Genomic DNA, 19925 nt, shown 5'->3' with positions numbered 1-19925 from the left:
ACGCGGCACACACCATTCCAGGACCATGGAGAGAACGCCGTAGGCGTGCCGAGTCTGGGAGGCTCCCAGGTTGGCTCCGCCCTCATCCCGCGGCTTCTGGAGTTCGGCCACCCACACGGCGACGTCCTCGGAGTACACCGCCGAGACCGGAAGCTCTCCCCAGCGAGGCAGCACGTGCGCGTCCAGGAGACCCCGGTACTTCCACCAGGTCGAGCGCTTGATATCCGTGCGCGTGCTCAGCTACTTCTCAGCCATCTCGGCCACGGTAACCTTGGCGGCGTGGGGGTTGCGATAGCTGCCCTCGTGCAGGCTGTTCTCGATCTCGGTTTGCTTCTTCTCCGCGTCCGGCTTCTTCTTGAACGTGCCCCCGCTCTTGATTCGGCCGGAGGGGTCGTAATAGCGGACCATCCAGCGCGCGGGAGGCGTGCGCTTGGTCGCCTTGGCCTTCTTCACCGCCTCCACGTATGCCTTGTCCTTGGTGCGGTCGTCGAACTGCGCTGTATGGGATCAAGGCGACGGCGCGAGCGCCGTCGCAGCAGCTTCTGGCCACCGCTCAGGCTGCGGGCTTATGCCCGGTCGTGAGCGGTGGCCAGAAGCTGTGCTACTTGTCGTTATGAGACGTCACATAATCGTTATTTTGCGATTTATTCTAGTGGATTCTGACTTGCCTATATCACGATTGCCTTATTCTAGGTGAGCGCTGTTACTCTTGCTCAGGTACGCGCCAAACGATCTTGATTTGCTCTTCAAGAGGCAGGTAGGGTGCACCAATTCGTACCTGGTCAATGAGGTAAATTATGGCCAATCGCCAGGCTTCGTAGGAGGCACTTTCTTGACTGTTTCTACTGAGGTTAATCAACTCCTCTACAATTTGCGGGTCAGACTCCATAACTTCTAGATCCTTTAGGATCTCACGATCGATGTCTCTTGTGTTGCGGAAGACAGAAATCGACTTATCTAGCAGTTCAGGCTCGACTTCCAGTCGGTCGAGTATCTGCTCCATGACGTATTTATCTGCGACTTCAACTTCGATATCTGCGTGTTCCCCGGGGTCGTGCTCTTCCTGGTTGAACCCTGGTGAATTAAAGCGATACTCTCGAAGCCACTCGGTTTCAGAAAAACAGGCGACCAGCCACAGAAACTCAGCAAAGCCTAGAAGGGAATCGTCCAGCAATGTGAAGCCCATGTTGATATTTAGGCTATCGAGGGTGAACGAATCTGGTGTTATTGTCTGAGGTTCCCACTCCAAGTCGCTGTGGAGGAGTGTTGCAAAGCCCTCTCCGAGGCCTTGCTGAAAAATGAGAACATCATCGCTGTTGTTAACAAAGTAGAGCACCGCGTCCGTTTCTCGGAAGGTTGCGCCAGACATCTCACTTAGGTAGGTGTGGACGGCATGAATACCCCGAAATCTGCCCACATACTCTCGAGCTTCTGCGACAAATCTTTCTACGGTGTCTTCATTTAGCTTCGAGTTGGAACTAATTCCGATGTGCTTAAGTTCCTGGCCGCTAGTTATGGCAGAACGCAATTGCTCTGTGGCATTTGCCCAGTAGAGCTCCTCGTGTTCAGGGTCGTAAACAATGCAGATCACTGGAATATTTCCCTCCATCCAAGTATTGGAGTGACTTCCAACAGGAACTGCGTAGCCGTTGGCGCGCCTCCAGGACACTCCACCCTTTACTTGGATTCGGATTACGTCTCCACTCACTTCACCTTCTTTGCTGAAAGTCGCATAAAGATCTTCCCCAAAATCGTTCTGACCGTCGATCTCTTGAACGATATGATCGTTGTTTTCTAGAATTCTAGTGACTTCATTGACGGCAGCTCGTCCTACGCGACGCCCCTTTGGGATTCTGGGCATTTGATCCTCCTTTTGTATGTTGCTCATAAGGTATAGGTGGGCGGCGACAAGGCGTGTTTTCGTGCATAGAAACACCGCTTGTCTGTTTTGGTATATTTTGACGCCCTCTGTGTGTTCGATCTGCTTTTCCTGGTGGATTCCATGGCCTTGGCTTCTCAAGTTGATGACGTGTTCAGGTCCCGGGGCACCCGATGGCGCGACACGGCCTGTCTGGGGTGGCCGGTCCCGGCGCCATCGGGCACCCCGGACCGAAGATGATGGTTGCCGAAGACCGGAGCTGAGGAGCATGGTTCAGGTATGCGGGACAAGCCAGCTCACTTGGGGCGGGCGTCCTGTGGTTTGGGCCAAGAGCAATGCACATTCAGTGCACATGGCTCCGGGAGAGGCCCGGAAGCAGTGAGAAGCGGCCGGGGCGAAGACCGAGCTCAGGACAGGTTTCCGAGGTTCATCCACCGGTCAGAGGAGGCCCCCGGCACGGAAAGAGGTCGTGGGTTCAAATCCCGCCACCCCGACAGGTGATCCGGAGTTCGGCTCCAGGTCGGAAGTGGCCGTTCGGTGGTCGTCGAGCACCGAACGGCCCTTTTTCGTGTCTCGGGGCGTCCCCCGCGCCCCTCACGGGTGCTTGTTCCGGGCCATGCGGGTCGCGATTCTCTCCAGGTGGGAGACACGCACCCGTACAGGCGGGCGGCTGGAGTGCAGCGTGGTCCAGATCTCCTCCGTCTTGCGGCCGATCACCTCGTCCGGGTGCTTCGGCTTTCCGCGGCGGATGCGGTGGACGGGCAGGAACGTCTGCGTCGGGTGTTCGCGAAGGAGCGCAGGTCCGCGGAGGCCGGGATGGGAACGCGCGCTGGAGCACGCGCGGGGGTGGAGCAATGGGCCCGAAGGGCGCTTGGTTTCGATTCGAGAGATTCGTTCCGGCGGTCGCCGGGCCGACCCGCCGGGACTCGCTCTTGGGGCCGGGGCTATCGCGCGGCGGGGTCCGGACCGAACCGCCGCTCTCTGACGGGCATCCGACAGGGCCGGATGGAACGTCGGACGTGCTGGGAGCGAAATCCCTTGGTGCAGGATCCCTCAGAGGAGGAAGGCGGACGCTACGCGGGCGCGTCCATCGAAGTGTCGTCGGCCGTGCCGATCCGGTGGGTGTGGCCCGTGGCGGCGGTCATCGGGCTTCTGTGGCCGGGTGTGACGATCGTGTCCGCGACCGTCTTCGCCGCCCCGTTCCACAAGAGTGCCGGCTGGGAGACCGGCGAGACCCTCGCCGTCTTCCTCGTCGCGTTCCTCGTCGCTGCTGTTCCCGTGCTGCCGGTGGTCCCGCTCCTGCGGCTGCTGCGCGTGCCGCACCCGTGGAAGACCGCGATGGCCGGGCTGTTGTTCGCCTCACCGGCGTCGACCTGTGCCATGGCCGGTCCCGTCGGAGACCTTCTGGGCAGCGAGGCGGTGACTTTCGTGCTCGCCCTGCTCAGCAGCGCGGCGCTGTTCCCGCTGATGGTGCGTCTCTCCAAGCGCACGAAGTGGCTGCGCGGCGCCATGTCCGCGGGCGCCGCCGCCCTCGTCGCCGTCCTCGTGCTGGCCGTGACGCAGTTCGTGGCCTCAAGCAGGGAAGTGGCCCTCCGACAGTTCGAGGGCTCCTTCGACACGATGGTGCTCCTGGACGACGATGGCTGGGTGCGCGTAGGCGTCCGGGCTTCCCCCGAGCACGTTGGCGCCGCTTACCACTACGTGGAGATCACTTATCACTCGACCGGGCCTGAGCCGCGCGCGCTGGTGGTCTCCGGGTACTCGAAGGGCGCGAACCCTGACTACATGGACTTCGATGATCCCTGCGAGAACAGGGACCAGGCCGCCTGTGATGAGCGGGACGTCGGAATCATCCGCCGTACCGGGACCGGTCCGGAGCTGATCACCCGGTACGACGGCACCTACGTCATGATCGCCGCGCCCGCGTGGGAACCGAAGGCGCAGGTGCCGGACCTGGTCGATGCCGGGGAGCACCTGCGCCGGCCGTCACGGGCCGAATGGGAGGCCGTGCGGAGCGAGGGGGTGCGCCAAGCCGTCTGGTACGACGTCCCGGGCGGCCTGCGTCCGCCCACGACCGGCGCGGGCCGGTCGGCGGACGAGTGAGGTCCGGCCGGTATTCGTGCGCATCGTGTGCGCGAACCGGAAGCGCTGCGCACCGTGGGGCGCGCGGGGCTTCTCCGAGAAGGACGTTCGGCGGTTTCGGCGCCGCCCTGCGGCCCTTGACGTGGGGTTGCGCCGCCGGTCAGGGGGGATGGATTCTCCCGTTTCCCGCCTAGTGACCGCGTGCGATCCCTACGATGCGAAATGTGAGGGGCACGGCGAGGAGGTGGACCGGCGGCGCGACCGGTCCGTGTCCCGCCACCGGTGCGGGCGCCCCGGCCCCCACCGGCCCCTCTGTTCGCACCCCCCCGCAGGCCCCGGCCCGTGCCGGAGCCCATCCCGTTTCCCAGGAGGCATGCATGGTCTCGATCGTCCCGCGCTCCGAATGGGGCGCGCGGGCGCCCCGCGACAGGTCGACCACATCGTGGTCGCAGCGGCGCGGGGTCACCGTCCACTACTCGGCCGGCCCCGCCAGCCAGTCCGTGAGGTCGATCCAGGACTTCCACATGGACGGCAACGGCTGGTCCGACATCGGTTACAACTTCCTGGTCGACCGCTCCGGAACCGCCTACGAGGGGCGGGGATGGACGGTCGTGGGCGCCCACGCCTACCCCTACAACGCCTCGCACATCGGGGTGTGCTTCATCGGCCAGGACGGCGACGCCACCGCCGCCGCCAAGGCCGCCATCCGCGCCCTGTACGACGAGGCCAACCGCCGCGCCGGGCGCACCCTCGACAAGACCGGGCACCGCGACCTGAACAGCACCTCGTGCCCCGGCGACGACCTCGCCGCCTGGGTCCATGCCGGGATGCCCGCCGACGCAGCCGCGATAGGAGAGGACGACATGGTCGGACTGAGCAAGGGCGACACCGGAGAGCGCGTCAAATACCTGCAGGTCATCCTGATGAAGGCCGGGTTCGACCTGCCCGAGTTCGGCGCCGACGGCCACTACGGCGCCGAGACCGAGAAGGCGGTGCTGGCCGCCCGCAAGTCCCAGGGGTCCGAGCAGGACTTCGGCGACCGCGTCACCGGCTGGGCCGCCGCCCAGATCATGGCGGCCTTCACCAGGAACCAGCTCGTCTGACCGGCCCCGCTCCGGAGCCCCGCCCCTCCCGGCCGCGCCGGGGCGGGGCTCCGCCCGTTCCCGGAGTGGGATTCCGGCGGCCTGGGCCCTGCCCCTTGCGGTCAGCGGGCGGTGCGCCTCCTCGGCGGGATCAGGCCCTCCACCGCTGGTTCCCGGCGCACCACGGCCTCGGCCGTTTTGGACAGCCGAAGGTTGTTGCTCCGGGAGAACCCGCGCAGCATCTCGAACGCCCGCCCCATGTCCACCTGGTGGTACTCCGCGAGCACCCCCTTGGCCTGCTCGATGGCGATCCTGCTGTTGAGCGCGGACTGGAGCTGCTCGGCGAGGCGCTCCTGCTCCTCCAGGGCGCGCGAGTTGAGGATGCCGATGGTGGCGATATCGGCCAGTCCCTGTGCGATCGAGGCGTCGGCAGCGCTCAGTGCGCCGGGGGAGGCGCGGAACAGGTTCATCGCCCCCAACGTCCGTTCGCGCAGGCGTAGCGGCAGTGCGCACACCGAGCCGAAGCCGGCCGCGCGCGGCGTCCAGGAACGTCGGCCAGGGGGAGGGCTCTCCGTCCAGATCGGGTACGGAGACCTGAGCCCCCCGTGCGGTAGGCCTCCAGGGCAGGGCCCTCCTCGTCCTGGAGCTGGAGCAGTTCGAGCAGGCGTGCCTGCTCGCTGGAGGCGGCGACGAAGTGCAGGCGCCCGTCGGCGGCGTTGTTCAGCAGCAGGCCTCCGGCGTCGGCATCGACCAGCTCCACCGAGCGTTCCAGCAGGTCGTGCAGGAAGTCGGCGACGTCGAAACCGGCGACGAGCGTGTCGGCCAACCCGACGAACGCATCGACCAGTTCGAGCTCTCGCGACACTCGGGGTTCCTCCTTCGGGAATGGGGCGCGGGGGCGTCGGAATCAGCCGGTCGCCGGGTCAGGGGAGAATCTGAGCCGCCGGCGGACGACCTCGGTCGCCACGTCCGCCAGAGTCAGGTCGTGCCGGAAGGCATGGGCCCGAAGGCGGGCATAGGCCTCGTCCATGGCCACATCGAGTTGTACGGACACCATTCCCGCGGCCTGGTGCACTTCCACCTGGTGCGAGCCGAGATCGCTCCCGTTCGCCCAGGGGACGGTCGTCTCGGGGCCGCGGTGCAGCATCAGGTCGAGCGCCGCCTCGGCCGAGGCGAGGCCGCAGGCGAGCCCCTCCTCGCCGAGCGGGCCGGTGTCCGAGCGGTGGACCGTCAGGGCGCCGAGCATCGCGACACCGGTACCGATGGGGAAGGCGAACAGGCTCCGCAGCCCTTGGGCCGAGGCCGATTCGGCGAAGACCGGCCAGCGCCGGCGGGCCTGGGGCTGGGACAGGTCGGGCACGAGCACCGGGGTGCCCTCGGCGGCCGCCGAAATGCTCGGCCCCTGGCCCAGGGCGGTCTGGAGCTCGTCCGAGATGCGGCCGAGATCCGAGGTGGCGTAGTAGGAGCCGGTGCTGGTCCCGGTCGAGGAGGAGACGATGACCCCGACGCCGTGGGAGTGCACCACCTCGGCGCAGGCCTCGCACACATCGCCCACCTCCGGTGGCGTGTTCCGTGCTCGCGCGCGCTCGATGACCCGTGCGCGGATGGTCCGCGATGCAGTGGCCAGTGGGCGCTCCTCGGCGTTCGGCGGGGTCCTTCCGATCCTACGCCCCCGAGGGGGAGGCGGGGGGAGCCCGCATTGCGATGCGTCTGATGGAAAAAGGGGATACGCCGATCGGCGGCCGCGTAGCTTGGGTGGTTCGGGAATAAGAGCCCGCTCCGGTTCCGGACCTTGATCGGTGGGCGCAACGGCAGGGACACCGGGGAGGAATCGCAGTGACCGGAGCCGGATTGGATGTGCGTGTCGAGCGGGACCGGACGCGGGTGCGCATCACGGGTGATCTGGATGTCGCGGGGGTGACCCTGGTCCGGGCGCGGGCCTGCGCGGCGGAACGGCGCGCGGGGCCGCGGCTGCTGGTCGACCTGACGGGGCTGCGCTTCATCGACTCCAGCGGGCTGGGGATGCTGGTGACGATGCATCGGGGACAGAGCATCCACGGAGTGCGGCTGGCGGTGCTGGTCGTCGAGGCGGGAGCGGTGGCCAAAGTCCTGGGGTACTCCGGATTGGACCAGGTGTTCGATGTCCGCCTCACCGCTTCCTGAGCGGCCCGGTTCGGGCCTTCCCGTCCGGGTCGGGACTCCGATAGGCAGGAGGGGGCGAAGGAGAGGAGCCCTGCCGATGGTCCCGTCTGGCAGCGAGGAGTGGCCGGAGGGCACGTTCATGGCCCGGATCGGCCCCGAGGCCCGCGACGTCCTGACCGACCTCGCGGTGCCGCGGCGCGTCCCGGCGGGCCGGGTGCTGATGAGCCAGGGCGGGCCCGGCGACGGCGTCCTGCTGCTGCGTGCGCCCGGCCGGTCGGCCTCGGCGTGCGTGAAGGTCACCTCGGTGCTGCCGAACGGCACCGAGACGCTGCTGGGCGTGCGCGTCGACGGCGACCTGGTGGGGGAGATGGGCATCGTGCGGGACCGCCCGCGCACGGCGACCGTGACCACCTGCACCCCGACCCTCGTGCACTCCTTCAGCGCCCGTGCCTTCAAGGACTTCCTGGACCGCGTCCCCGGCACCTGGGAGGCGGTGGCCTCGGTCCTGGGCGACCGCCTGGAGTGGTCGGACCGGCAGCGCAGCGAGTACACCGCCTACCGCGTCCCGGCGCGCCTGGCGCGTGCCCTGCTCCAGCTCGCCGCCCGGCACGGGGTGGTGAACGGCGACGGCGCGGTCGACATCGGGGTGCAGCTCTCCCAGGCGGAGCTGGGGATGCTCATCGGCGCCCGGGAGGACGCGGTGGGCGAGGCGCTGCGCCGGATGCGCGAGGCCGGCTGCGTCGAGGCCGGGTACCGCAAGGTCGCCATCCTGGACGGCGAGGGGCTGCAGTCCTTCGCCGACGAGGACTGAGGGCCGGTGCGGGGCGGGGCCTGGCCGGCGGGCCCGCCCGTATGCGGGCTGCGAATATCCGCGGGCGCGTCCGCATCCGGGGCCGCTAGCGTCGCCCCGTGCCGTCCGCGGGTGCGCGGAATGCCGACTGGTCCGGGATTCCGGTGCGGCCCCGGCGAGAGACTGGGGCGGTGAACGGGGCGAGGCCCCTTCCCGGAGAAGAGCCGGAGGTCGGCCGCAGCATCGGCGGCGGGCGGCGGCGGGGCGGCGCTAGGACGGGGCGGCGCCCCGCGCATGGCCCGGACCCTCTGCGGGAGGGGCCGGGCCCGCCCGGACCGCCGTGTCCCCGCGGCCCGGGCTCACTCGCCCCGGAGCAGGCGCTCGAAGGGCACCGGATCCTCGTAGGGGTCGGGCCGGCGCCGCCGCGGGCCCCCGGACACCAGGGCGGCGAACTCCCCGCCGGCCCGGGCGATCCGGTCGGCGAGCGCCGCGTGCGCCCGGCCGCCGTCCGCGGCGCCGGCGCCCCAGTCCTCGGAGGCGGCGTAGACCGCGGTGGGCGCGACCACGGCGCGCAGGTAGGCGAACATCGGCCGCACCGCGTGCTCCAGCACCAGCGAGTGGCGCGGCGAGCCGCCGGTGGCGCCGGCGAGCACTGGGACGCCCTCCAGGTCGTCCGCGGCGACGAGGTCGAAGAAGCTCTTGAACAGGCCGCTGTAGGAGGCGTTGAACACCGGCGTGACGGCGATGAGGCCGTCGGCGCCGGCGACCGCGTCCACGGCCCGCTTCAGGTCCCCGGTGGGGAAGCCGGCCGCCATCGCCTCGCCGATCCCGCGCGCGTGGTCGCGCAGTTCGACGGTCTCCACCGCAGGTGTGCCGCCCGCCTTGCGCAGGGCCTCCTCGGCCGCCCCGGCCAGCCGGTCGGACAGCAGGCGCGACGACGACGGCGTGCTCAGTCCCGCTGTGACGGCGACGATGCGCTGCTCGCTCACTTGGCCTCCTCTGCGGTCTCCTGCCGCCCGTCCTTCTCCTGGGCGAGCGCGCGCTTGCGCTCCTCGTGGTCGGGCGGCCCGTCGGGCACGCCCGCGGGGCGCCGGGCGGCGAATTCGCGCCGCAGCACCGGGACGACCTCTTCGCCGAGCAGGTCCAGCTGCTCCAGCACGGTCTTCAGCGGCAGGCCGGCGTGGTCGATGAGGAAGAGCTGGCGCTGGTAGTCGCCGAAGTGCTCGCGGAACTCCAGGGTGCGCTCGATCACCTGCTCCGGGCTGCCCACGGTCAGCGGCGTCTCCCGGCTGAACTCCTCCAGTGTGGGCCCGCCGCCGTAGACGGGGGCGTTGTCGAAGTAGGGGCGGAACTCGCGCACCGCGTCCTGGGAGTTGCGGCGCATGAACACCTGGCCGCCCAGGCCGACGATCGCCTGGTCGGCGCGGCCGTGGCCGTAGTGCTCGTACCGCCTGCGGTACAGGTCGATCAGGCGCTGGAAGTGCTCCTTGGGCCAGAAGATGTTGTTGGCGAAGAACCCGTCGCCGTAGTAGGCGGCCTGCTCGGCGATCTCCGGGCTGCGGATGGAGCCGTGCCACACGAACGGCGGGACCCCGTCCAGCGGCCGCGGGGTGGCGGTGAAGCCCTGCAGCGGCGTGCGGAACCGCCCCTGCCAGTCCACCACGTCCTCCCTCCACAGCCGGTGGAGGAGCGCGTAGTTCTCCACCGCCAGCGGGATCCCCTGGCGGATGTCCTGGCCGAACCACGGGTAGACCGGGCCGGTGTTGCCGCGCCCGAGCATCAGGTCGGCGCGGCCGCCGGCCAGGTGCTGGAGCATGGCGAAGTCCTCGGCGATCTTCACCGGGTCGTTGGTGGTGATCAGCGTGGTCGCGGTGGACAGCACCAGGCGCTCGGTGCGCCCGGCCAGGTAGCCGAGCATGGTGGTGGGCGAGGACGGCACGAACGGCGGGTTGTGGTGCTCGCCGGTGGCGAACACGTCCAGGCCGACCTCCTCGGCCTTCTCGGCGATGCGCATCATCGCCGTGATCCGCTCCGCCTCGGTCGGCGTGCGACCCGTGGTCGGGTCGGGGGTGACGTCCCCGACCGAGAAGATCCCGAACTGCATGGCTCCTCCAGCCCCCGGCAAGAAATCGTTCCGCATTCAACTACTTCCCGGGAACACGATGGGGCGGCCGCGCATTCCCGGCGGCCGCCCCGCGCCCCGCTCAGGCCGGGACCAGGTCCAGCAGTGCGGCCTCCGGGCGGCAGCAGAACCGCACCGGCGCGTACGGCGAGGTGCCCAGCCCGCCGGACACGTGCAGGAGCGCGCGGCCGTAGCGGCTGAGCCCCCAGGCCCGGCGGCGGTCGATGCCGCAGTTGGTGACCAGCGTCCCGTAGAGCGGCAGGCACAGCTGCCCGCCGTGGGTGTGCCCGGCCAGCAGCAGGTCGTAGCCGTCGGCCTCGAACCGGTCGAGGTTGGCGGGCTCGGGGGAGTGCAGCACCCCCAGCCGGAGCGCCGCCCCGGAGGGGGCGGGCCCGGCCACGTCGTCGTAGCGGTCCAGCCCGATGTGCGAGTCGTGCACCCCGGCCGCCGCCACGGTCTGCCCGCCCGCGGCGAGCGTGCCCCGGCGGTTGTTCAGGTCGGCCCAGCCGGCCTTCTCCATCGCCGCGCCGAGCTCGCGCCACGGCAGGTCCGGCTCCTGGCGCTCCCGGTAGTCGGCCTTGCTGCTGCGCCACAGGTAGCGCGCGGGGTTCTTGAAGCGCGGCGAGTACATGTCGTTGGACCCGAAGACGAACGCCCCCGGGCGGTCCAGCAGCGGCTCCAGAGCCTCCAGGAAGGGCCCCACGGCGTCGGGGTGGGCCAGCGAGTCCCCGGTGTTGACCACCAGGTCCGGCTCGTAGCGCTCCAGGCCGCGCACCCAGTCGACGAGCATCCGGCGGCCGGGGGTCAGATGCGCGTCGGACAGGTGCAGCATCCGCATCGGGGCCGAGCCGGGGGCGAGGACCGGCAGTTCGTAGCGGCGCAGCCGGAACCAGTTGCGCTCGACGACCGAGGCGTAGGCGAGGCCGGCGGCCCCGACCGCGGCGACCGCCGCCGCCGACCGGCCGAGCCTGCGCATTCCCGCTCGCTGTCCGTTCACGTGCCGCACCTCTCCACTGACCTCGAACGTCCGGACGCCCGCCCGGAAAAACCCTGGGGAAGCCGTCCGCGACCACCCTATGATCGTTGGCATGTCCGAACTCAAAGACCGCCTCAAGGCCGACCTCACCACCGCGATGAAGGCGCGCGACGACGTGCGCACCCGAACGCTGCGCATGGTGCTCACCGCCGTGTCCAAGGAGGAGGTGGCCGGCGGCTCCGCCCGCGAGCTCTCCGACGAGGACCTCGTCGCCCTGCTCACCCGGGAGGCCAAGAAGCGCCGCGAGGCCGCCGAGGCCTTCGAGGCGGGCGGCCGTGCGGACAGCGCCGCCGACGAGCGGGCCGAGGGCGAGGTCCTGGCCGAGTACCTGCCCGCCCAGCTCACCGACGAGGAGCTGGGCTCCCTGGTGGAGGCGGCCATCGCCGAGGCCGGCGCGAGCGGCCCCAGGCAGATGGGCGCCGTCATGAAGATCGTCAACCCGAAGGTGGCCGGCCGGGCCGAGGGGTCCCGGGTGGCCGCCGAGGTCAAGCGCCGCCTCGCCGGCTGAGCGCCGCGGACGCGCGACGGCCCGCGCCCCGATCCGGGGCGCGGGCCGTCGCGCGTCGTGGTCCCGCCGGGGCGGTCAGTCCTGCCGGCGGGGCATCTCGGAGACGGGGACGAACGCGGGCGTCCCGGTGTCCTCCGGTCCGGGCCCGGTGGGCTGTTCTTCGCCGCCACCGGAGGGCGCGGCCCGCCCGGAGCCGTTGCTGAGGAAGATGTTCACCGTCGCCCCCTCCGGCAGGAGGGTGCCCGGGTCGGGGTTGACCGCGGCCACCGTGCCCTCGGCCCGCTCGGAGCGGACCCGGGTGTCGGAGACGCTCACCCGGTACCCGGCCCCCTCCAGGGCGGCCACCGCCTCGCCCCGGCTCTGGCCGACCACGTCGGGCACACCGCCCTCGACCATGGCCTGGCCGGAGGTCTGCTGGGCGTCGGGGGAACCGCCGCCGCGGTACTTCGAGGGCGCCGAGGGGAAGTCCTCCTCGGGCAGCTCCTCGACGGCCTTGGACATCGTGTCCCTCCAGATGGGCCCGGGGATGGTCGCGCCGTAGACCGTCCCGTAGTACCGGCCGCCCAGGGTGATCCCGCGCAGCGGGTGGTTCTGCGGGCCGCGCGGGTCGCCGACGAAGACCGAGCCGGCCAGGTTCGGCGTGAACCCGGCGAACCAGGCCGCCGCCGACCCGTCGGTGGTCCCGGTCTTGGCGGCCGCCGGGCGGCCGATCTGCATGCCGTCGGTCGTGCCGTTCTTGAAGGTCTGCTGCAGCAGGTAGCTCACCCCGGCGGCGACGTCCTTGTCGAGGCGGCGCTCGCATTCGGGCTCGATCTCGATGGTCCGGCCCGCCTGCCGGTCCTTGATGGAGGTGATGGCCTGCGGCTCGCAGTAGGTGCCGCCGGAGGCGAAGGTCGCGTAGGCGTTGGCCACCCGCAGCGGGGAGACCTCCTCGCTGCCCAGCACGAAGGAGTTGTTGCCCTGGGTGCGGGGGTTGTCGAAGGACTGGCCGTCAGCGCGCTTCACGCCCAGGTTCTCGGCCATCTCGATGACGTTGCACAGCCCGACGTCCTTCTGCAGGTGCGCGAAGTAGGTGTTCACCGACCCCTTGGTGCCGGCGATCATGCTGCTGCCGCCGCCCTTGGTGTCGCCGGCGTTCTTCACCGTCCACGGCGCGAGCCGCCCGCCCTCGCAGTTGCGCTGGCCGGTGATGGTGGTGCTGGAGCCGTTGGCGCCCGAGTAGGAGGTGCCGAAGCCCTTGCCCTGCTCCAGCGCGGCCGCCAGGGCGAAGGCCTTGAAGGTGGACCCGGCTTGGAACCCGGTGCTGCCGCCGCGGTTCGCGTCGGTGGTGAAGTTGATCGAGGTCATGCCGAGCTGGGACTCGTCTGGGCCGTAGTCCCGGCTCTGCGCCATGGACCGGATCTCGCCCGAACCCGGCTCGATCAGGATCTCGGCGGCCACCTTCTTGGACTCGTTCTTGCGCGGCACCCATTTGTCGACCGCGTCCTGGGCCGCCTCCTGCATGTCGGCGTCCAGGGTGGTGTGGATCTCCAGGCCGGCGGTGCGCAGCCAGCGGGCGCGCTCGGTCTCGTTCTCGCCGAACCGGTCGCTCTTCTCGATCTCCTGCACCACGTAGTCGCAGAAGAAGGGCTGGTCGCTGGGGACGCACCCGTTGGAGGGGTTGGACACGTCCAGCTCGTCCTCCAGGTCGATCGCCTTGGCCTCCTCGGCCTCCTCGGCGGTGACCTTGCCGACCTCCACCATCCGGTCGAGCACCACGTCCCGCCGGTCCTGGGCGTCGTCGGTGTTGAGCCGCATGTTGTACAGGTAGGGGTAGCGGACCGCTCCGGCCAGGGTGGCGGCCTCGGCCAGCTCCAGCTCCGAGGCGGGCTTGCCGAAGAAGTGCTGGGCCGCCGACTCGACCCCGTAGGCCCCGTCGCCGAAGTAGGCGATGTTGAGGTAGCCCTCCAGGATCTCGTCCTTGCTCATCCGCTTCTCGATGGCCAGCGCATAGCGCAGCTCGCGCAGCTTGCGGGCGATGCTGGTCTCGGTGGCCTCCTCCTGCTCGGCCTGGGTGTCGGCGCTCTCCACCAGCACGTTCTTGACGTACTGCTGGGTCACCGAGGAGCCGCCCTGGGTGGAACCGCTCAGCGTGCGCAGCGCCGCCCGGAAGGTCCCGGAGATGTCGATGCCGCCGTGCTCGTAGAAGCGCGAGTCCTCGATGGAGATGAGGGCGTCCTGCATCACCGGGGCCATGTCGTCGAGGTCGACCAGCTCCCGGTTCTTGTCGTAGATCTCGGCGATCACACCGCCGTCGCGGTCGTAGATGGTGGACCGTTGTGGAGGAGGCGGCGTCTCCAGGTCGCTCGGCATGTTCATGAAGCCGGTCGCGACGTTGCGTGCGGTGATGCCGATGCCGCCGACGGCCGGCAGCGCGAGCGCCGCGACCAGCACCCCGGCGATGGCGCCGACACCGATCAGCTGAGCGATTCTCTGAACCATTGTCCCCTGACCCACCCCAACAGACTACGTGCGTACGCCACCGGCCGGAGAGGCCGGGCGAGACGGGGGATGGCCGGTGCGGCCGGAGTGGCGGCCGAGATACGGACCGGCCGGATTCGGCTGACGAAGATGACCGTTCAACATCCTGTCATACGGTCAGGGGTCCCCCGCCGAGGGCGTCCCCGACCTCACGCAGCGCCGCCAGGTCGTGCACGTCCCGCGTGCGGGCCGGGACCTCGGCCACGGGCACCCCGGGGTGCGCGGCCGACAGCCGCCCCCGCAGCTCCGCCTCGCGATCGCGCAGGCCGGCGGCGCGCGCGTGCAGCCGCAGCGCGGCCGCGGCCAGCGGGTGCCCGCCCTGCCGCTCCAGCTCCGTGCAGGCCGCCATGGCCTGCTCGGCGGACAGGCCATCGACCGGGGTCCGATGTGTGCGGTTCATCACCATGCCGGCCAGGGGCATGCTGTCGGCGGCCAGCCGCTCCACGAAGTAGGCGGCCTCGCGGACCGCGTCGCTCTCGGGCACCGCCACCACCAGGAACGCCGTGCCTGGGTCCTGCAGGCGCCGGTAGGTGCGCTCGGCCCGCTCCTGGAAGCCGCCGAACACCGCGTCGAAAGAGGCGACGAACGACTGCACGTCCTTGAGCGCCTGGGCGCCCACGATCTTGGACAGCATCCCGGTGAGCATCCCGACCCCGGCCCCCAGGAGTCGGAAGGCGCCCGTGCGGGCGGGGGCGCCCAGCACCCGGATCAGCCGGCCGTCCAGGAACCGCCCCAGCCGCTCCGGGGCGTCCAGGAAGTCCAGCGCCGACCGGCTGGGCGGGGTGTCCACGATGATCAGGTCCCAGTCGCCGTCCTCACGGAGCTGGCCCAGCTTCTCCATGGCCATGTACTCCTGGGTGCCGGTGAAGCTGGACGACAGCGACCGGTAGAAGGGGTTGGCCAGGATCTCCCGGGCCCGCTCGGGGGCGGCGTGCGCCTCGACGATCTCGTCGAAGGTGCGCTTCATGTCGAGCATCATCGCGTGCAGCGATCCGCCCGGGGCGGCGAAGGAACCGGGCAGCTCCACCGGGCGCGGGGTGTTGTCCAGCTCGCTCAGGCCCATCGACTGCGCGAGGCGGCGCGCGGGGTCCACCGTGATCACCACCGCCTGCCGTCCCAGTGCGGCGGCCCGCAGCCCCAGGGCGGCCGCGGTCGTCGTCTTGCCGACGCCCCCCGAGCCGCAGCACACCACCGTGCGCACGGCGCCGTCGGACAGCAGGGCGTCCACGTCCAGCCGGTCGGTGCCTCCGCTCACCGTCCCACCCCCTGAGCCGTCAACCGGTCGGCGATCCTGAACAAGGCGTCGGTGTCGATGCCTCCGCCGAGAAAGGGCAGCTCCAGCAGCGGCGGCCCCAGCGCGCGCAGGCGCTCGCGGACCGCCGACTCGGCGCCCACCCGCCGGGCGTGCTCGGTGACCTCCCGGGCGAGCGCGGCCGCCGTCTCCTTCGGGGCGTCGAGCCGCACCGCCTTGAGGCCCTGCGCCAACGCGTCGGTGTCCACCTCCCCGCGTTCGGCGTCCTCCAGCGCCTCCGGCGCCAGCAGCGGCTCGTGCGCCATGTTGAGCAGCACGAACCCCGGGTGCAGCCCGGCCTCGCGGATCTCGGCCAGCCCGTCGGCCGCCTCCTGGGCGGGCATCTCCTCGGGCAGCGCGACGAAGTGCACGGCTGTGGCCGAGGAACGGATGGTCGCCATCGCCTTGTCGGCGTGGTTGCGGATGGGCCCCATCCGGGCCAGCCCCGCAACCTCGGCGTTGACGCACAGGAACTGGGCGATGCGCCCGGTCGGCGGGGCGTCCAGCACGACCGCGTCGTAGACGTGCGGCCCCTGCACGCGCGAGCGGCGGCCGCCCTCGCGGCGCCGCACCGCCTCGGTGGCCTTGCCGGTGAGCAGCACGTCGCGCACGCCGGGGGCGATGGTGGTGGCGAAGTCCACCGCGCCGAAGCGGGTGAGCACCTGGCCGGCGCGGCGGATCCCGTAGAACATCTCCAGGTACTCCATCAGCGCGGCCTCGGCGTCCACCGCCAGGGCGAACACTTCGCCGCCGCCGCGGGCCCCGACCACCTTCCGCTCGGCGTAGGGCAGCGGGCCGGTGCCGAACAGCTCGGCGATGCCCTGCCGCCCCTCGACCTCCACCAGCAGCACCCGGCCGCCGTCCGAGGCCAGGGCCAGCGCGAGCGCGCCGGCCGCGGTCGTCTTACCGGTGCCCCCCTTGCCGGAGACCACGTGCAGGCGGACCCCGGGCGGGTCCTGATCAGGTGCGCTCACCCCTGCGAGTCTATGTCCGAGCGGACCGCCGGGCCGGTGCGCCCCCGCGCGGCCGGTTAGGGTTGCGCCCATGACGAAGTGGGAATACGCGACGGTGCCGCTGCTGTCGCACGCGACCAAGCAGATTCTGGACAACTGGGGCGAGGACGGCTGGGAGCTGGTCTCCGTCATCCCGGGCCCCTCCGTGGACGGCGACCCGCGCAACCAGCAGCTGGTCGCCTACATGAAGCGGGAGAAGCAGTAGGCATGGCCGCGCCCGAGGAGAGGCTGGCCGAGCTGGGCCTGGCCCTGCCTGAGGTGGTCGCGCCGCTGGCGTCCTATACGCCCGCGGTCCGCACCGGCGACCACGTCTACATCTCCGGCCAGGTGCCCATGGTGGACGGCGCGCCCGCCGGCACCGGCAAGGTCGGCGCAGGGGTCACCCTCGAGCGCGCTGCCGAGCTGGCCCGCATCTGCGCGCTGAACGCCATCGCCGCGCTCAAGTCGGAGGTGGGCGAGCTGGCGTCGGTCCGGCGGATCGTCAAGATCACCGGGTTCGTGGCCAGCGACCCGTCGTTCACCGGCCAGCCGAAGGTGCTCAACGGCGCCAGCGACCTGATCGGCGAGGTCTTCGGCGAGGCGGGCGTGCACGCCCGCAGCGCGGTCGGCGTGGCGGCGCTGCCGCTGGACGTCCCGGTCGAGGTGGAGATGATCGCCGAGGTCGGCTGAGGGACGCAGCCCGGTCGGGCGCGGACCCTGCGGGGTCCGCGCCCGACGTGCGGGCGGCCCCTCCGGGGCGTCCGCTCCCGGCCGCCCCGGGGGCGCGGCCCGGCAGGGGCGCGGGGTACCGTTCCGCCGAGGAGGACGAACATGACGACACGGCCGGTGCGTCCCCGCGACGCCGCCACGGTGATGCTGGTCCGCGACGCTCCCGGCGGCGTCGAGGTCTACATGCTGCGCCGGGCCCCGTCCATGCCGTTCGCCCCCGGCGCCTACGCCTTCCCCGGCGGCAGGGTCGACGAGCGCGACGCCGACCGGGACGTGCGCTGGGCCGGGCCGCCCCCGGCCGCCTGGGCGCGCGTCCTGGGCACCGGCGAGCCGCAGGCCCGGGCCCTGGTGTGCGCGGCGGTCCGGGAGACCTTCGAGGAGTCGGGGGTGCTGCTCGCGGGGCCCTCCCCGGACGCGGTGGTGCAGGACACCCGCGGGGACGACTGGGAGGCTGACCGCGCCGCCCTGGTCGACCGCACGCTCCCCTTCGCCGCGATGCTCGACCGGCGCGGCCTGGTGCTCCGCTCGGACCTGCTCACCGCCTGGTCGCAGTGGATCACCCCGGCACCTGAGCCGCGCCGCTACGACACCCGCTTCTTCGCCGCGCGGATCCCCGACGGCCAGCAGGCCCGCGACGTCGGCGGCGAGGCCGACCGCCGGGCGTGGATGGCCGCCGGCGAGGCGGTGCGCAGGTGGCGCGACGGGGAGATCGCGATGCTGCCGCCGACCGTCTCGACCTGCATGGACCTCCAGGCGTGCGGGTCGGTCGCGGCGGTCATGGCCGCGGAGCGCGAGATCGCGCCGATCGAGCCGGTGCTGGAGGAGGTCGACGGTGAGCCGCGCATCGTCGTCCCCGACGGGGTCGTCTACCCGCGGGGCGACGTTCGATGAGGGGCGAGGTGCGATGAGGATCGACGGTTCCGGGACCCTGCGTGCGGGCTGCGTGCTGTGCCCCAATCCGGGTCCGATGACGCTGGACGGCACCAACACCTGGATGCTGCGCGAGCCCGGCTCGCGCGACGTCGTCGTGGTCGACCCCGGGCCGCACGACGAGCGCCACCTGGAGCGTGTGGCGCGCACCGTGCAGGAGCAGGGAGCGCGGGTGGTGTGCGCGTTGGTCACCCACCACCACGACGACCACACCGGCGGGGCGCGCTACTTCTCCGAGCTGACCGGCGCCCCGGTGCACGCGGTCACCCCGGCCTTTCGCGTCGGCGGGCACGGGCTGGACGACGGCGCCGTGATCGAGGCCGGTGACCTGGAGGTGCGCGTGGTGGCCGCGCCGGGCCACACGGCCGACTCGGTCTGCCTGCACCTGCCGGCCGACGGGGTGCTGCTGACCGGCGACACCGTGCTGGGGCGGGGCACCCCGGTGATCATCGACGGCGACGGCGGGCTGTCGGCCTACATGGACACCCTGTACCGGCTGCGGGAGCTGGTAGAGCGGGAGAACGTGCGGGCGCTGCTGCCCGGGCACGGCCCGATCCTCACCGATGCGCGCGCCGCCGTCGCCGAGTACATCGCCCACCGCGAGCAGCGCATGGAGCAGGTGGCCGACGCGGTGCGCAAGGGCGACCGCACGCCGGGGGAGATCGTCGCGCGGGTGTACGCCGGCATCGACCCCTCGGTGCAGGACGCGGCCGAGTCCTCGGTCCGCTCCCAGCTGCGCTACCTGGCCGAACGCGGCGACATCCCGGCCGACCTGGGCGGGGTCTGAACCGGGCTCCGGGGGCCCGGAGCCCGGCGCCCGGAGTCCTTCCAGCGTGGCGGGCCCACCTCGCCCCACGCCGCTCCCACTCCGGGGTGCGCGATGGTGCCGGGCGCGCTGTCCTCCCGAGGCCTCCGGGCGGAGCAGGAGTAGCCGGTGCCCCGCTCATGGGCCCCGGCCGGGCTGCGGGTCGACGGAGTGCCAGGAGGAGGGCGGCGACGAAGAGGCGCGGCGGTTCCCCGGTGTTGCCGGTCGGCCGCCGGGCCTCTCGCGGCCCGGGGCAATGGCGGCAACGACGGGACGGCCGGTGCCCCGCTCACTCGCCGCGGCCGGGTGCCGGCGCCCCGGTGGTACCGGCGATGAGCAGCAACGACGGTCGGCAGGTGCCCCGCTCGAGCCTGCTTGCCGGGCGGTGGTCCACCGGAGTGCCAGGAGGAAGGCGGCGACGAAGCGGGGCGGTGGTTCCCCGGTGTTGCCGGCCGACTGCCGGGTGGTCGGTGGTCCGGGGCGATGGCGGCGACGGCACGGCTGGTGCCCCGCTCACGCCTGTCGGCCGGACGGCGGGGCCCTTCGGTGCCAGGGGAACGGGCGGCGACGAGGAAGCGGGGCGGTTCCCCAGGTCGTGTCCGTTGGAGTGGTGGAGCTTTCGGCCGCGTCCTTGTGAGAGGTGCGACCGCTGCGGCGCGATCGGCGGCCCCGCCCCCGGTGCGCCCCTCCTTGGCGTTGATCTCCGGAAAGTCGGGGTAATACTCGCCGGTATTACCCCGACTTTCCCGAGATCAACGGGGGTGTCGGTGCGGGCGGAGGGCAGTGCTCCCGGGGGCGGCCGGGGCCCGGAGGGTTCCACCACGCCGGCGGACACGACCCAGGCATACCGGGCGCGCGAGGCGCTGCTCGGGCATCGAGAGTGGTGATATCGCCACGCAATGTGCAATTGCGTGGCGATATCACCACTCTCGTTGGAGACCCGGCCCTTCCAGGGCGGTCTCTGGCGGATCAGGTCCGCCGGGCGTCCCGTCTGTCCGGATCGGAGGGGGTGCGGGC

Annotated in this window: 20 protein-coding genes; 9 read left to right on the top strand and 11 right to left on the bottom strand. The window is 71.1% G+C overall.

Translation table 11 applies throughout. The features are described from left to right. Positions 1 to 240: 240 nt before the first annotated feature. Complete coding sequence (locus D450_RS34725) at positions 241 to 462, bottom strand: hypothetical protein (RefSeq protein WP_051063594.1); 222 nt, start codon at positions 460 to 462, stop codon at positions 241 to 243. Between the two features lie 241 nt (positions 463 to 703). Further along, the gene (locus D450_RS32505; RefSeq protein ID WP_083932649.1) at positions 704 to 1861 is read right to left on the bottom strand and encodes a DUF4365 domain-containing protein; all 1158 of its coding nucleotides are present in this window, start codon (positions 1859 to 1861) and stop codon (positions 704 to 706) included. A 1056-nt stretch (positions 1862 to 2917) separates the two neighbouring features. Here D450_RS32505 and D450_RS0115140 point away from each other — a divergent pair. Next, complete coding sequence (locus D450_RS0115140) at positions 2918 to 3982, top strand: hypothetical protein (RefSeq protein WP_152520844.1); 1065 nt, start codon at positions 2918 to 2920, stop codon at positions 3980 to 3982. Positions 3983 to 4338: 356 nt separating this feature from the next. After that, entirely contained in the window at positions 4339 to 5064 is a 726-nt protein-coding gene (locus tag D450_RS0115135; protein ID WP_017539503.1) for a peptidoglycan recognition protein family protein, read from the top strand. Between the two features lie 101 nt (positions 5065 to 5165). Here the strand turns inward: D450_RS0115135 and D450_RS34720 are convergent, their stop codons facing one another. Genes D450_RS34720 through D450_RS0115125 form a run of 3 tightly spaced genes read right to left on the bottom strand, consistent with a single transcriptional unit; the run spans position 5166 to position 6598 of the window. Continuing rightward, a complete protein-coding gene (locus tag D450_RS34720) occupies positions 5166 to 5513 on the bottom strand; it encodes an ANTAR domain-containing protein (protein ID WP_338037979.1) in 348 nt (115 codons plus the stop codon). After that, the gene (locus tag D450_RS34715; protein ID WP_241483167.1) at positions 5510 to 5908 is read right to left on the bottom strand and encodes a hypothetical protein; all 399 of its coding nucleotides are present in this window, start codon (positions 5906 to 5908) and stop codon (positions 5510 to 5512) included. Before D450_RS34715 ends, D450_RS34720 begins: the two co-directional genes overlap by 4 nt. Positions 5909 to 5950: 42 nt before the next feature. Then, positions 5951 to 6598: a GAF and ANTAR domain-containing protein gene (locus D450_RS0115125; RefSeq protein ID WP_017539502.1), complete on the bottom strand. Its 648-nt coding sequence runs from the start codon at positions 6596 to 6598 to the stop codon at positions 5951 to 5953. Between the two features lie 281 nt (positions 6599 to 6879). Here D450_RS0115125 and D450_RS0115120 point away from each other — a divergent pair, with 281 nt between their 5' ends. Further along, complete coding sequence (locus D450_RS0115120) at positions 6880 to 7206, top strand: STAS domain-containing protein (protein WP_017539501.1); 327 nt, start codon at positions 6880 to 6882, stop codon at positions 7204 to 7206. A gap of 76 nt (positions 7207 to 7282) precedes the next feature. After that, positions 7283 to 7996 (top strand): Crp/Fnr family transcriptional regulator, encoded by a 714-nt coding sequence (locus D450_RS0115115; RefSeq protein ID WP_017539500.1) that lies wholly within the window; start codon positions 7283 to 7285, stop codon positions 7994 to 7996. A 338-nt stretch (positions 7997 to 8334) separates the two neighbouring features. Here D450_RS0115115 and D450_RS0115110 read toward each other — a convergent pair whose 3' ends face one another. The 3 genes from D450_RS0115110 to D450_RS0115100 form a co-directional block, all read right to left on the bottom strand. Beyond that, complete coding sequence (locus tag D450_RS0115110) at positions 8335 to 8964, bottom strand: FMN reductase (protein ID WP_017539499.1); 630 nt, start codon at positions 8962 to 8964, stop codon at positions 8335 to 8337. Then, positions 8961 to 10079 (bottom strand): LLM class flavin-dependent oxidoreductase, encoded by a 1119-nt coding sequence (locus D450_RS0115105; RefSeq protein ID WP_017539498.1) that lies wholly within the window; start codon positions 10077 to 10079, stop codon positions 8961 to 8963. The genes D450_RS0115110 and D450_RS0115105 overlap by 4 nt, the downstream gene beginning before the upstream one ends. A 100-nt stretch (positions 10080 to 10179) precedes the next feature. Then, positions 10180 to 11073, bottom strand: a complete 894-nt coding sequence (locus tag D450_RS0115100) for a metallophosphoesterase (protein WP_017539497.1) — start codon at positions 11071 to 11073, stop codon at positions 10180 to 10182. 112 nt (positions 11074 to 11185) lie between these two features. Here D450_RS0115100 and D450_RS0115095 point away from each other — a divergent pair, with 112 nt between their 5' ends. Further along, positions 11186 to 11641: a GatB/YqeY domain-containing protein gene (locus D450_RS0115095; protein WP_017539496.1), complete on the top strand. Its 456-nt coding sequence runs from the start codon at positions 11186 to 11188 to the stop codon at positions 11639 to 11641. Positions 11642 to 11716: 75 nt separating this feature from the next. Here the strand turns inward: D450_RS0115095 and D450_RS0115090 are convergent, their stop codons facing one another. The 3 genes from D450_RS0115090 to D450_RS0115080 all read right to left on the bottom strand — a co-directional run bounded on the left by D450_RS0115090 (position 11717) and on the right by D450_RS0115080 (position 16384). After that, the gene (locus D450_RS0115090) at positions 11717 to 14122 is read right to left on the bottom strand and encodes a penicillin-binding protein (RefSeq protein WP_026128568.1); all 2406 of its coding nucleotides are present in this window, start codon (positions 14120 to 14122) and stop codon (positions 11717 to 11719) included. Between the two features lie 148 nt (positions 14123 to 14270). After that, positions 14271 to 15416: an ArsA family ATPase gene (locus tag D450_RS0115085; protein ID WP_017539495.1), complete on the bottom strand. Its 1146-nt coding sequence runs from the start codon at positions 15414 to 15416 to the stop codon at positions 14271 to 14273. After that, on the bottom strand, positions 15413 to 16384 hold the full coding sequence (locus D450_RS0115080) for an ArsA-related P-loop ATPase (RefSeq protein WP_017539494.1): 972 nt from the start codon (positions 16382 to 16384) through the stop codon (positions 15413 to 15415). Before D450_RS0115080 ends, D450_RS0115085 begins: the two co-directional genes overlap by 4 nt. 112 nt (positions 16385 to 16496) lie before the next feature. Here D450_RS0115080 and D450_RS32500 point away from each other — a divergent pair, with 112 nt between their 5' ends. From D450_RS32500 to D450_RS0115060, 4 genes are all read left to right on the top strand, one after another. After that, complete coding sequence (locus tag D450_RS32500) at positions 16497 to 16670, top strand: DUF4177 domain-containing protein (RefSeq protein ID WP_017625908.1); 174 nt, start codon at positions 16497 to 16499, stop codon at positions 16668 to 16670. 2 nt (positions 16671 to 16672) lie between these two features. Then, on the top strand, positions 16673 to 17134 hold the full coding sequence (locus tag D450_RS0115070; protein ID WP_017539492.1) for a RidA family protein: 462 nt from the start codon (positions 16673 to 16675) through the stop codon (positions 17132 to 17134). 141 nt (positions 17135 to 17275) lie between these two features. Then, positions 17276 to 18064, top strand: coding sequence for an NUDIX hydrolase (locus tag D450_RS0115065; RefSeq protein ID WP_017539491.1), 789 nt, complete (start codon positions 17276 to 17278; stop codon positions 18062 to 18064). A 13-nt stretch (positions 18065 to 18077) separates the two neighbouring features. Then, the gene (locus tag D450_RS0115060; protein WP_017539490.1) at positions 18078 to 18890 is read left to right on the top strand and encodes an MBL fold metallo-hydrolase; all 813 of its coding nucleotides are present in this window, start codon (positions 18078 to 18080) and stop codon (positions 18888 to 18890) included. Positions 18891 to 19925 lie beyond the last annotated feature (1035 nt).

This window comes from Nocardiopsis halophila DSM 44494 (assembly GCF_000341245.1).
GTDB lineage: Bacteria > Actinomycetota > Actinomycetes > Streptosporangiales > Streptosporangiaceae > Nocardiopsis_A > Nocardiopsis_A halophila.
This window is presented reverse-complemented; position numbering and strand designations above follow the sequence as displayed.

Bases quoted from the DNA above. Each gene is read 5' to 3' on its own strand.
- D450_RS32500 (WP_017625908.1), top strand. From the start codon at position 16,497: ATGACGAAGTGGGAATACGCGACGGTGCCGCTGCTGTCGCACGCGACC.
- D450_RS0115105 (WP_017539498.1), bottom strand. From the start codon at position 10,079: ATGCAGTTCGGGATCTTCTCGGTCGGGGACGTCACCCCCGACCCGACC.
- D450_RS0115135 (WP_017539503.1), top strand. From the start codon at position 4,339: ATGGTCTCGATCGTCCCGCGCTCCGAATGGGGCGCGCGGGCGCCCCGC.
- D450_RS0115065 (WP_017539491.1), top strand. From the start codon at position 17,276: ATGACGACACGGCCGGTGCGTCCCCGCGACGCCGCCACGGTGATGCTG.
- D450_RS0115100 (WP_017539497.1), bottom strand. From the start codon at position 11,073: ATGCGCAGGCTCGGCCGGTCGGCGGCGGCGGTCGCCGCGGTCGGGGCC.
- D450_RS0115070 (WP_017539492.1), top strand. From the start codon at position 16,673: ATGGCCGCGCCCGAGGAGAGGCTGGCCGAGCTGGGCCTGGCCCTGCCT.
- D450_RS0115090 (WP_026128568.1), bottom strand. From the start codon at position 14,122: ATGGTTCAGAGAATCGCTCAGCTGATCGGTGTCGGCGCCATCGCCGGG.
- D450_RS34720 (WP_338037979.1), bottom strand. From the start codon at position 5,513: ATGAACCTGTTCCGCGCCTCCCCCGGCGCACTGAGCGCTGCCGACGCC.
- D450_RS0115115 (WP_017539500.1), top strand. From the start codon at position 7,283: ATGGTCCCGTCTGGCAGCGAGGAGTGGCCGGAGGGCACGTTCATGGCC.
- D450_RS0115095 (WP_017539496.1), top strand. From the start codon at position 11,186: ATGTCCGAACTCAAAGACCGCCTCAAGGCCGACCTCACCACCGCGATG.
- D450_RS32505 (WP_083932649.1), bottom strand. From the start codon at position 1,861: ATGCCCAGAATCCCAAAGGGGCGTCGCGTAGGACGAGCTGCCGTCAAT.
- D450_RS0115060 (WP_017539490.1), top strand. From the start codon at position 18,078: ATGAGGATCGACGGTTCCGGGACCCTGCGTGCGGGCTGCGTGCTGTGC.